Annotated in this window: 10 protein-coding genes and 1 pseudogene; 7 read left to right on the forward strand and 4 right to left on the reverse strand. The window is 74.4% G+C overall.

Going from position 1 to position 11,355, the window contains the following annotated elements; translation table 11 throughout:
• Positions 1–168: 168 nt before the first annotated feature.
• On the reverse strand, positions 169–1,092 hold the full coding sequence (locus tag KS423_RS25825; RefSeq protein ID WP_224282163.1) for an NAD(P)-dependent oxidoreductase: 924 nt from the start codon (positions 1,090–1,092) through the stop codon (positions 169–171).
• Positions 1,093–1,283: 191 nt separating this feature from the next.
• Here KS423_RS25825 and KS423_RS25830 point away from each other — a divergent pair, with 191 nt between their 5' ends.
• From KS423_RS25830 to KS423_RS25840, 3 genes are all read left to right on the forward strand, one after another.
• Entirely contained in the window at positions 1,284–1,922 is a 639-nt protein-coding gene (locus tag KS423_RS25830) for a TetR/AcrR family transcriptional regulator (protein ID WP_224282164.1), read from the forward strand.
• Positions 1,919–3,352: a carotenoid oxygenase family protein gene (locus KS423_RS25835; RefSeq protein WP_224282165.1), complete on the forward strand. Its 1,434-nt coding sequence runs from the start codon at positions 1,919–1,921 to the stop codon at positions 3,350–3,352. Before KS423_RS25830 ends, KS423_RS25835 begins: the two co-directional genes overlap by 4 nt.
• A gap of 208 nt (positions 3,353–3,560) precedes the next feature.
• The gene (locus KS423_RS25840) at positions 3,561–5,072 is read left to right on the forward strand and encodes a PQQ-binding-like beta-propeller repeat protein (protein ID WP_224282166.1); all 1,512 of its coding nucleotides are present in this window, start codon (positions 3,561–3,563) and stop codon (positions 5,070–5,072) included.
• Positions 5,073–5,196: 124 nt separating this feature from the next.
• Here KS423_RS25840 and KS423_RS25845 read toward each other — a convergent pair whose 3' ends face one another.
• Complete coding sequence (locus KS423_RS25845) at positions 5,197–5,712, reverse strand: N-acetyltransferase (protein WP_224282167.1); 516 nt, start codon at positions 5,710–5,712, stop codon at positions 5,197–5,199.
• A 162-nt stretch (positions 5,713–5,874) separates the two neighbouring features.
• On the opposite strand from KS423_RS25845, the gene KS423_RS25850 reads away from it, so the two are divergent.
• On the forward strand, positions 5,875–6,684 hold the full coding sequence (locus tag KS423_RS25850) for an alpha/beta fold hydrolase (protein ID WP_224282168.1): 810 nt from the start codon (positions 5,875–5,877) through the stop codon (positions 6,682–6,684).
• A gap of 51 nt (positions 6,685–6,735) precedes the next feature.
• Here KS423_RS25850 and KS423_RS25855 read toward each other — a convergent pair whose 3' ends face one another.
• On the reverse strand, positions 6,736–7,302 hold the full coding sequence (locus KS423_RS25855; RefSeq protein WP_224282169.1) for a hypothetical protein: 567 nt from the start codon (positions 7,300–7,302) through the stop codon (positions 6,736–6,738).
• Positions 7,290–8,432, reverse strand: a complete 1,143-nt coding sequence (locus KS423_RS25860; RefSeq protein ID WP_224282170.1) for a serine hydrolase — start codon at positions 8,430–8,432, stop codon at positions 7,290–7,292. Before KS423_RS25860 ends, KS423_RS25855 begins: the two co-directional genes overlap by 13 nt.
• Before the next feature lie 103 nt (positions 8,433–8,535).
• On the opposite strand from KS423_RS25860, the gene KS423_RS25865 reads away from it, so the two are divergent.
• From KS423_RS25865 to KS423_RS25875, 3 genes and pseudogenes are all read left to right on the forward strand, one after another.
• Positions 8,536–8,889: a hypothetical protein gene (locus KS423_RS25865; RefSeq protein ID WP_224282171.1), complete on the forward strand. Its 354-nt coding sequence runs from the start codon at positions 8,536–8,538 to the stop codon at positions 8,887–8,889.
• Positions 8,890–9,041: 152 nt separating this feature from the next.
• A pseudogene (locus KS423_RS25870) lies at positions 9,042–9,749 on the forward strand (VWA domain-containing protein); the annotation flags it as partial.
• Positions 9,750–10,225: 476 nt separating this feature from the next.
• Positions 10,226–11,355: PLP-dependent cysteine synthase family protein (locus tag KS423_RS25875; RefSeq protein WP_224282172.1), on the forward strand; the 1,130-nt coding region annotated here is incomplete at its 3' end.

Below are 11,355 nucleotides of genomic sequence, written 5' to 3' on the forward strand. Positions count from 1 at the left end.
CCAGTGCCGCTCGGCCCGCCGGCCCCCAGGTGCGCCGCCCGCCGGGCCGTCCGCGCTCCCGGGCCGGGCCGACGGAGATCAGCGAGGGGCGGGTCGGTGGAGCGGGAAGTCGGTCGGGTCGACTTCCTGCTCCGGGCCGGGGGGCGGGTGGGGCCCGGTGCCCGCCGTTCAGTGCGGGCCGGCGGCCGGTACGGCCCGGGGATCGGGGTGGCGCGGGGTCCAGTGCAGCTCGCGAGCGGCCTTGGCGTTGGAGACCCGCAGGGTGGTGTCGAGCATCAGCTCGCCGAGGTAGGGCACGGCGGCCCGCAGGGCCCAGCCGGGGAGGCGGAGGGCCGGGCGGCCGCGGCGGGTGGCGGTGGCCAACTCGCCGAAGCTCGCCGGGTGGTCGCCCGCGAGGTTGTACGCCTCGCCCGCGCGGCCGTGCTCCAGCGCGGCCAGCGTGGCGGTGGCGGCGTCCTCGACGTGGATCCACGGCACCACCCCGCCACCGCCCAGCGGAACCGGCATCGGGCGGGTGCCCGGGGTCGGGTCGAACCACGTGCCCGGGCCGTGGAACAGGCCGTAGCGCAAGGCGATCCCGGCGACGTGCGGAGCGTCGAAGGCCCGCTGCTCGGCCTCGACCAGGCCGGTGACGACATGGTCGGAGGCGGTGGCCCGGGGGCCCGTGCCGTACACGCCGAACGGGGCCTCCTCGCCGAGGAACCGGCTTCCGTGGTCGCGATAGCCGTACCCGAGGACCAGGGACTGGGTGAGGAAGCGTTCGGCGCCCACGACCCGTGCGGCGGCCAGCAGATTGGCGGAGCCGCGGACGCGCAGCACGTTGGTCGGATTGTCGGCGGCCACCCTGCGGGAGGGCGTGCGGAGGGCGGTCAGCTGGTGGACCACCGCGTCCGCGGCCAGGCCGTCCACCGCGCGCAGCAGCCCCTCACGGTCCAGCGCATCGGCCCGTACGGGCGTGCAGCCCGCGGCCAGGACGGCCTGCGCCGAGTGCTCGGAGCGGGCGAGGGCCAGGACCTGGTGGCCCGCGCCGATCAGCACCCGGGTCAGCGGGGCGCCGATGGCCCCGGTCGCACCTGCCAGCAGTACGCGCATCGTCCGCTCCTTCGAGTTCTTCGAGTCCTTCGGGCCGGGCCGTGAGGCCGCCGCCAGCAGGGACCGGGCAGGCCGCCGGAACGTGACACGGCGGTGGGCACAGGGGCTCGTGCAGGGGTTCGCGGGCGGGCTCGGGCCGTGTTCGCACCAAGGGCTGGTAACACTGTTTCCCATCGGTTACGTTGTTACCCATGAGCACGCCCTACCAGGACGCGCAGCGGGTCGGCCAGGACGCCGTACGCGCCGTGATCCTCGACTGCGCCATCACCCTCCTCGTCGCCGAAGGCCCCGCCGCGCTGACCGTGCGCCGGATCGCCGCCGAGATCGGTTCCTCGACCAAGGTGCTGTACACGATGTTCGGCGGGAAGGAGGGGCTGCTCGACGCGCTGTACCGCGAGGGCTTCGCGCGGCTGCGCCGGGCGCAGGAACAGATCCCGCGCGGGGAGGACCCGTTGGCGTACCTGACCGAGCTCGGCCGGGCCTACCGCGAGCGGGCGATCGCCGAACCCGCCTACTACCGGGTGATGTTCGAGCAGCCGGTGCCCGGATTCCGGCCCGGCGCGGAGGCGCTGGCCGTGGCGGACAGCGCGTTCGGCGCCTCGGTGGCCGCCGTGGACGCCTGCATGGCGGCCGGAGCCTTCCGGCCCGGCGACGCCCAGGAGGTCTCCAGACTGTTCTGGGCGGCCACCCACGGCGCGGTGAGCCTGGAGCTCGCCGGCCACTTCGCACCGGCCGAGGCCGGGGCGCGCTACGAGGCGCTGATGGCCGCGCTGGGGCGGGCGTTCGGCGCAGACACCCCATCATCACCTGACGTGAGGTCGACACCATGAGCCGGGACACCGTGAGCAGCAACGGCACGAGCCGCGACGGCGCGAGCAGCAACGGCACGAGTCGCAACCGCTACCTGTCCGGGAACTTCGCCCCGCTGACCGAGGAGGTCACCGCCTACGACCTGCCCGTCACCGGCCGGATACCGGCCCATCTCGACGGCCGCTACCTGCGCAACGGCCCCAATCCGCTGGGCATCGAGGACCCGGCCGCGCACCTGTGGACCCTCGGCGCGGGCATGGTGCACGGCGTCCGGATCCGCGACGGTCGCGCCGAGTGGTACCGCAACCGTTGGGTCCGCTCCGGCGCGGTCGCCGACCGGCTCGGCGAGCCCCGCCGCGGCACGCCCGTCGACGAGCGGCTGGACATCTCCCCCAACGTGCAGGTCGCGGGCCTCGGCGGGCGCACCTACGCGCTGATCGAGGGCGGTATCCGCCCCTACGAACTCACCTACGAGCTGGACACGGTGGGGCCGTGCGAGCTGGGCGCCACGCCGGAGGGGTACAGCGCCAACGCCCACTCGATCCTCGACCCGCACACCGGGGAACTGCACTCGCTGGCCTTCCGCTACGGCTCGGACCACGTGCAGCACATCGTGATGGACGGCGGCGGCACCGTCCGGCGCAGCACGCTGATCGAGGTGCCCGGTAACCCGTACATGCACGACTTCGCGCTCACCGAGCGGTTCGTGCTGCTGTACGACACGCCGGTGGTGTTCAGCGCGGCGCACCTGGCCACCGGCGTGCCCTTCACCTGGGACGAGCGGCGCGCCGCCCGGGTCGGGGTGATGCCGCGCGAGGGCGGCGCGGTGCGGTGGTTCGAGCTCGCGCCGCACCTGGTCGGGCACACCCTCAACGCGTACGAGCGGTCGGCGGACTCGCTGGTCGTCGACGTCGTGCGCCACCCTCCGGGCATGGACCTGCGCACCATCGGTGCGAGCCGTCCCACGCTCGACCGCTGGACGATCGACCTGGCGGCGGGGACGGTGCGGGAGGAGCGGCTGGACGACCGGGTCCAGGAGTTCCCGCGCCTCAACTCGCGTCACACCGGCCGCCCCTACCGCTACGGATACGCGGCCGCCGTGGAGCTCTACGCGTCGCCGGCCGGCCCAGGGGACGACCGCCCGGCGGAGGGCTTCAGCAACGCCCTGCTCAAGCACGACCTGAGCCGGGGGACCGTCGAGGCCCACGAGTTCGGGCGCGACGGGGCGGTGGGCGAGGCGGTGTTCGTCCCCGCCGAGTCGCCGGCGGCGGAGGACGACGGATACCTGATGGCGTACGTCCTCGACCCGGACCGGGGCGCGACGGACCTGGTGATCCTCGCCGCCCAGGACTTCACCGGCGAGCCCGTCGCCCGGGTCCACCTGCCGGTGCGGGTGCCGTTGGGCCTGCACGGGAACTGGGTTCCGGGCGGGGAACCGGGGCAGGGGTAGGGGGGCCGGCAACGGGGTGGGCTCGGCGGAGCCGGAGGCCCGCGGTGGCGGCGAGGATCCGTCATGGTCCCGGTGGCCGGGGCCTGGTATGTGCGGGTCATGGCCGGGGTTTTCCCTGCTCTTTGTTTCGGATCATGGCGCGCTCTGCGACGATCCGATGATCGTCGCCCCGATGCGGTGGGCGGCGCGTTGCAGGGGAGAGACCGGCATGGCTGTTCGGCCCGAGGACAGTGTCGTCCGGGCGAGGCGGGGAGCCAGGTTCGCCTGGGACAGGGAGACCTGGATGGTGGTCTCCGGCGGGGTGCTGGGGGCGATGTTCGCGAGCATGGGGCTGGCGGTGCTGTCCGGCCCGGCGAACGGGTTCGGCGGCGACAGCCTCGCGTACATGGGGATCATCAGCATCCTCGGGCTGATGCCCTGCGGTGCGGGCTTCGTCTGGGCGCTGATCCACCCGAAGGCCGGGTTCCCCTCGGCCGCCGTCGGTGCGCTGCTGGGGCTCGGGATCTTCGTCGGCTTCGCCGGGGACGGCCTCAACGACTCCTGGAAGGCGCCGCTGGACCGGCCGTCCACGATCCGCGCGGTGGGCAGCTGGACCAGCGGGGACCTGGTGGTGCGGGCCAGGCCGGACCTGGTGGTGGCGTACCGCAGCGCCACCGGGGCCGTCGCCTGGCGCTGGACCCCGCCCGGGGAGGACTCGGTGTGCGCGATGAGCAGGGGCACCGGGCCCGACGGGACGGGACGCGGCGGCGCCGTCGGCCTGATCGGCCACTCGCCGCACGGCACACCGTGCTCGGCCGTCACCTCGCTCGACCTCGCCGACGGCACGGAGGGCTGGACCGCCACCGTGGACGCGCCCGCCCGGGACGGGGACGACGCGACACCGGACGTGGTCGCGGTGGCCGGGCAGCAGGCCCTCCTCCAGGAGAGGTCCGGCTGGCGCGCCGTCCGGCTGGCGGACGGCCGGGACGTCTGGCGCAGCGCGGCCGATCCCGGCTGCTCCCCGTTGCAGGTCGCGGGCGGGCCCGGGGACGCCGTCACCGTCGCGCAGTGCGGTGACGCGGCGCCCGTACTGCGCTCGCTGGCGCCGGCGGACGGCCGGGAGCAGCAGCGGATCGCGCTGCCCGCGGCGGGCGGGCTGAAGAACCTCGCGGTGGTGTCGGTCGACCCGCTCGCGGTGTGGGTGGACGCCCAGGCCGAGCGCGGCACCCACGCGGTGCTCAGCTACGACCGGACCGGCCGGCAGCGGGCGGCGATACCGGTCGCCGGGGACGAGTACGACCTGGACGTGATGCTGGGCGGGCTGCACGCCTTCGACGAGTTCAGCGCCCGGCCGCTGTTCGGCGGGGTGGTGGTGGGGGACCTGTTCGTCGTGCCGGGCGAGAAGCCCGGCGACGTCGGCATCAGCGGCGGCAGGCACCCGAGCCGGACCGCCACCGGCCGGCTGCTGGCGTACTCGCTCACGGACGGCGGCAAGCGGTGGACGGCGGGACTGGACGACCAGGTGACCGGCCTGGTGGTGGACGGCGGCTCGGTGTGGGCGATGACCCGGGGCCGGGTGACCAGGGTGGAGGCGGACACCGGGCGGCAGAGCGCCGTGCTGGACGTCAACGACACCGCGTCGCTCTACCCGGTGGACCTGTCGGTGTCGGGCTCGGAGCGGTTCACGGTGGTGGCGGAGGACGGGACGCGGGACGAGCCGCCGGTGCGGGTGATGAACTGACGGCGGCCGGCGGGCCGCCCCTGCCGTGTTCGCGGCTTGCCGTCGCCGCGCTGCGGTTTTCGTCCCCCGCCGCGTTCGCTGCTTGTCCCCGTCACGCTGCGGTTCGTCCCCGCCGCGTTCGCGGCTACCGGAAACCCGGGTAGCCGAGGACGAGGATCCGCTCCGCCGGGTTCCGGACGTAGGGGACCACCGTGCCGGTCGGCTCGAAGCCGAGCCGGCGGTAGAAGGCCTGGGCGCGCCCGTTGTCCTCGTGCACGCCCAGGGTCAGCGCCCCCACGGTGGTGTGCTCCCGGGCGTGGCGGACGACCGCGCGCACCAGGTCGGCGGCCGGGCCGGCGGCGCCGCGGTGCGCGGGGGTGACGTAGACCGAGTGGATGTGCACGTGGTCGGGGACGTCCGGCAGGGGCTCGACGCCGGCGATCCCGACCCAGGCGCCGGTCTCGTCACCGGCCGTGAAGGTGGCGGACTCCCGGGCCGTGGCCCCCTGGGCGGCCCGGTGCCGCCAGTAGTCCTCCGGGCGGGCGGCGGAGTCCGTGTACGAGGAGCTGAAGGCCTTCGGGGAGTCCCGCAGCGCCTCCAACGTGATCCCGCGCAGTTCCCGCCACTCCCCGGCGGCCATCCGGCGTACGTCGTAGTGCATGCGTCGAGCCTGGCACGGGCCGTGCGGCGGCCGGATCACGCACGGGGATGATCTTCGCCACCCTCCGTGCCCCGTGACGGGGCCCGCCACCGGCGGATCTGAGCCTTCCCGGTGGTTGTGTCAGGCTGGTGGGGGAGCACCGCCGAGATCGGGAGACTCGTGATGGCCGAGATCAGGGTGAACGGGGTGGCGCTGCACTACGAGGCCCGAGGTGAGGGCCCCGGTGTCGTCCTGGTGCACGGTTCCTGGAGCGACGCGGACTCCTGGGCGCGGGTGCTGCCGGGCCTGGCCGAGTCCACCACGGCGGTCGCCTACGACCGCCGGGGGCACAGCCGCAGCGAGGACCCGCTCACCCAGGGTTCGGTGCACGAGGACGCGGCCGACCTGGCCGGGCTGATCCAGGGGCTGGGCCTCGCGCCGGCCTTCGCCTACGGCGACTCCTACGGCGCGCTGGTCATCCTCCGGCTCGCCGCCGCCTGGCCCGACCTGCTGCGCGGGATCGCCGTGCACGAGCCGCCGGGCACCGGCATCCTGCTCGCCGACCCGGACCTGCGCCCGATCGGCACGGCCTTCGCCGACCGGATCGCCGCCGTCCGGGAGCTGCTGGAGCGGGCCGAGTCGGCCGCGGCGGCCGAGTTGTACGTGGACAGCCTCGCCCTCGGCCCGGGTGCCTGGGATCAGCTGCCCGCGCCGGTCCGGCACACCTACATCCGCAACGCGCCCACCTACCTGGACGAGCTGCGCGACCCGGACGCGCTCGACCTCGACCTCACCGGGCTGTCCCGGTTCGGCGAACCGGCGCTGCTCACCCAGAGCGACGACAGCGCGCCGATGTTCGGCGAGGTGCTGGACCTGATCGACCTCACCCTGCCCAAGGCGGAACGCCACCTGTACGAGGGCGCCGGGCACGCCCCGCACGTGTCGCAACCGGAGGAGTGGGTGCGGGTGGTGCTCCCGCGGGCGTTGTTCTGAGGCTTCACGGTGGGCCGTCCAGGAGTCGACGGCCCACGGCCCGCCGTCGCATCAGCGTTCGGTGGCGCCCCAGCCGTCGTCCGGCAGATCGCGGTCCGGCTCGGGGCACTCGACGTGCTCGAAGCCCCACAGCACGGCCTTGTGCAGCACCCACTCCGGGGACGGCGGCTGGTCGTAGCTGTCGCGGTCGGTGAGCACCAGCTCGACCCGGACCTCCTCGGCCGGCGAGAAGAGCAGGTTCTTCTGGTCCTGGAGGTTCTCGTACGTCACCGTCTCCCAGGTCCCGCCGGAGGCGGTCAGCGCGGCCATCAGCTCCGTCTCGCCGACGTGGGTGTCGAGCGTCACCGAACCGCCGCCCGGCTGCGGGAGGTCCAGCTCGCCGTGCCAGACCGGCAGGGACAGCGAATGGAGCCGGCGGCAGCGGCAGAACACCGTCGGCACGTCGCCCCAGCCGAAGGCGTGCGGCCAACGCTTGCCCCGGTGGATGCGGCCGCCGTCCCACGGATCGCCGTAGTGGGCGGCGAGTTCGGGCAACGAGGCGCCGTAGCGCAGCTCGCCGAGGCCGCCGGTGGTGGCCAGGCGGGTGACGAGCGGGAGGAAGCCCGTCAGCCCAGGCACCCGCGCACCGCCTCGATCAGGCGGTTCGCCCGGGCGTCGCCGTGGCCGATCATCCGGTTGGCGACGTAGCCGAAGCCGACGCCGAACTCGTCGTCGCCGAAGGCGAACTGGCCGCCGGCGCCGTCGTTGCCGAAGCTGCGCGCGCCGAGCAGCGGGCGGAAGGCGGGGGAGTCGAGCAGCAGGCCGGAGCCCCAGCGGGCGCCCAGGTCGAAGCCCAGGAAGCCCGCGCCGGAGGAGACTTCGCGCACCGCGTCGGTCACGGTGTCGGCGGAGAGCAGCCGCTCGCCGCCGTCCAGTCCGGTGGCCGCCGCCGCGTACACGCCCGCCAGGCCGGTGGCCGAGGCGACGGCGCCCGCGCCGGGCAGCTCGATCGCGTGCAGGGCCGGGTCGTTCCAGCCGTGCGGCACGTCCAGGCCGGGGAAGGCCAGGGCGCCGTTCATGGTGACGATCCGGGTGAGCAGGTGCTCCGGTCCGGGCATCGGGCGGCGGCCATCGGCTTCCACCAGCCGGGCCAGGCGCGGGAGTTCGCTCTCCGGAAGGCCGATCCAGACCGGCAGGCCGAGTGGCTCGGCGATCTCCTTGCGCAGGAACGCGCCCGGGGTCAGGCCGGTGATCCGGCGGATCACCTCGCCGACCGCGAAGCCGAGCACATGGCCGTGGTACTCGTAGGTCGTGCCCGGCTCCCAGAGCGGCTGCTGCGCCTCGACGGCCCGGATCACCGGCTCCCAGGCGGCGACCTCCTCGAAGGAGAGCGCCGCGTCCAGGGCCGGGATGCCGGCGCGGTGGCCGAGGATCATCCGGGTGGTGACGGCCTGCTTGCCGTTCCGCGCGAACTCCGGCCAGTAGCGGGCGACCGGCGCGTCCAGGTCGAGCCGGCCCTGCTGGGCGAGCAGGTGCGCGGAGATGCTCACCGGGCCCTTGGCACAGGAGAACACCGGGACCACGGTGTCCTGCGTCCAGGCCCGGCCGGTGCGCTCGTCGGCCGTGCCGCCCCACAGCTCGACCACCTTCCGGCCGCCGGCGAACACCGTGACGGCGGCGCCCAGTTCGGGGAACTCGGTGAAGTTGGCGGCGAAGACGTCCGCGACGGCGCCGAAGCGTTCGTCGGCCCAGCCCTGGTACTGCTGCATGATGTGGTGCCCCGTTCTGCCCTCAAGATCGACCGAACCACGCTACGGGAGCCTGGCGGCCGGGACGAGGGAATTTCGCCAGGCCGGGACTGGTGGGGCGGATGTGGCAGACTCGCCGGCCGTCGGGGAGGAGGAGCAGGCGGATTGCGAGGCACTGACGGCGCTCTGGGAGCGGCGGTGGCCCGGCACGGAACCCGTCGGGTACGAGATCAGCGACCGGTGGCGGGACGTCTGGGCGCGCTTCCACAGCCTGCCGGAGTCCAAGCGGTACCCCGACGACGAGCGGGAGTACGCGATCGTCCTGGAGCGCGGGGTGATCGTCACCGACACCGGCATGCGGCGGCTGTACCACCCGTACGACCGGGGCGCGGACGTCCACCTGACCACGACGGAGGAGCGCGACCGGCTGAAGGAGCGGCACGCCGACTGGCTGTCCCGCCACCCCGGCGGGTGGTGAGGGACCGGGCCGGGCAAGGGCTTGCCGCCGACCCCGCCTGGTCCGGGCAGGGGCTTGCCGCCGCCCCCGTCCGCCCCGCACAGTGTCCGGAGCGCGTTGACGATCACGTGCCTCGGCAGCCCCGGCTGCCGCAGTGAGCGAGGGAGCAACACATGGCCGTCAGTCTGAGCAAGGTCGAGCAGAGCGCGCCCGCGCTGGTGAGCCTCTACAAGACGGCCGGCGCCTCGGTCGAGCGGCGTGGGCTGAGCGGTCAGCGCGTCGCGGTGTACCTGGTGATCGACTACTCCGGCTCGATGAAGCCCTACTACAAGGACGGCAGCGTCCAGGCGCTCGCGGACCGGGTGCTGGGGCTGGCGGCCAATCTGGACGACGACGGGAGCGTGCCGGTCGTCTTCTTCTCCACCGAGGTCGACGCCCAGGTCGAGGTCGCCCTGGCGGACCATGCGGGCTGGATCGAGCGGATCGTCGCGGGCCTCGGCCACATGGGCAAGACCAGTTACCACCTGGCGGTGGACGCGGTGGTCCGGCACTACCGCGAGAGCGGCTCCACGGCGCCGGCCCTCGTCCTGTTCCAGACGGATGGCGGGCCGATCGACAAGGGTGCGGCGGAAGCGCGCCTGTGCGGGGCGGCGAAGCTGCCGATCTTCTGGCAGTTCATCGGCTTCGGCGACCCGGACAGCCGGCAGTTCGACTTCCTGCGGAAGCTCGACGAGCTTGAGGTCCCGGCGAAGCGGCCCATCGACAACGTCGGCTTCGTCCACCTGGGGCGCGATCCCCGGACGGTCTCCGACCGGAAGCTGTACGACCTGTTGCTGGCCGATCTCCCCGTCTGGCTCGCGGCCGCGCGGGCCCAGGGCATCGCACCGGAGGGCCCGGCGCTGCGGGTGCCGGCCGCTCCGGGGCCGGAGCAGCCGGAGCAGCAGGAGCGGTCGGAGCGCCGGGGCCTGTGGGCCGCTCTGACCGCGTGGCTGGGCGGGCGCGGCCGTACCGGCCGGGGAGCGTGAGCCCGGCGCGGTCAGGCGGTGAAGCGGGCGTCGCGGGCTTCGACGGCCCGGACGCCACGGCCGACCCGACGGGGCGGCCCTGGAGGGTTCTGGTGCGCGATGTGGAGTGCGGCAGAACCAGCGGGCGCGAATGCATCACCATGCCCCCTGCTTCACGCCCCTGACGCAGAGGCGGGCGCGGCCACCCGGGCCCGCGCCCCCTGCGTCTGTCCGCGCCCGCTCGCGGCCGTCGTCCACTGTGTCGACCGGATGAGGAACGGTGTCGCTGCCGTCTACCGAACTTCCGGGCTGGGCAGGCTCGGTCGGACAAGTGCCGACGAAAGGGGCCGACGATGGCCGCAGTTCACGAATCCGTCCTGGACGCGATCGGCGGGACACCGCTGTTCCGCCTCGCCCGGCTCGGCGCCGGCCTCGCCGCGCCGATCTACGCCAAGGCCGAGTTCCTCAACATCGGCGGCAGCGTCAAGGACCGCGCCGCGCTGTCCATGGTCCTGGCCGCCGAGCGCGACGGCCTGCTGAAGCCGGGCGGGACGATCATCGAGGCGACCTCCGGGAACACCGGCATCGGCCTGGCGATCGTCGGCCGGCAGCGCGGGTACCGGGTGATCGCCGGGGTGGCGGACAGGTCGGCGCCCGAGAAGGCGGACATCCTGCGGGCGTACGGCGCGGAGGTGGTGCTCGGGCCGACCGCGGTGCCGCAGGAGGACCCGCGGCACCTGTTCAAGGTGGTCGAGCGGCTCACCGAGGAGATCCCCGGCGCCTGGCTCGCCAACCAGTACGACAATCCGGCCAATCCCGAGGCCCATGTCCGGACCACCGGTCCCGAGATCTGGGAGCAGACCGGCGGGCGGGTGACCCACTTCGTCGCGGGCGTCGGCACCGGCGGCACCGTCACCGGCACCGGCGGCTATCTGAAGGAGGCCTCCGGCGGCACGGTGACGGTGGTCGGCGCGGACCCGGAGTCCTCCTCGTACGGGGGCGGGGACGGCAGCCCGTGGTTCGTCGAGAGCATCGGGCACTTCCTCCACCCCGGGACGGTGGAGGACCGCTGGCCGCAGGCCTACCGGTCGGAGGTGGTCGACTCCTTCGAGCGGATCCCGGACCGCGAGTCGCTGCTGACGGCGCGCCGGCTCGCGCGGGAGGAGGGCATCCTGGCCGGCCCGTCCTCCGGTACGGCGGTGGCGGCGGCGCTGCGGGTGGCGCGGCGGCTGGGCCCGGAGGACCTGGTGGTCGTGCTGCTGCCGGACTCGGGGCGCTCCTACCTGTCCAAGGTGCACAGCGACTCCTGGATGCGGGAGTGGGGCTTCCTGGAGGAACCCGGGGAGACGGCGGTGCGGGACGCGCTGGCGGCGGCGGGTCCGCTGGTGGCGGTCGACGCCGACGCGACCGTCGGTGACGCGGCGGAGGCGCTGCGGGACGCACCGGGCGGCGTCGCCCCCGCGGTGCTGGCGCGGGCGGTGCG

Origin of the sequence: Streptomyces sp. LS1784, from assembly GCF_020103755.1 — a bacterium.
In the GTDB taxonomy this organism is placed as follows: domain Bacteria; phylum Actinomycetota; class Actinomycetes; order Streptomycetales; family Streptomycetaceae; genus Kitasatospora.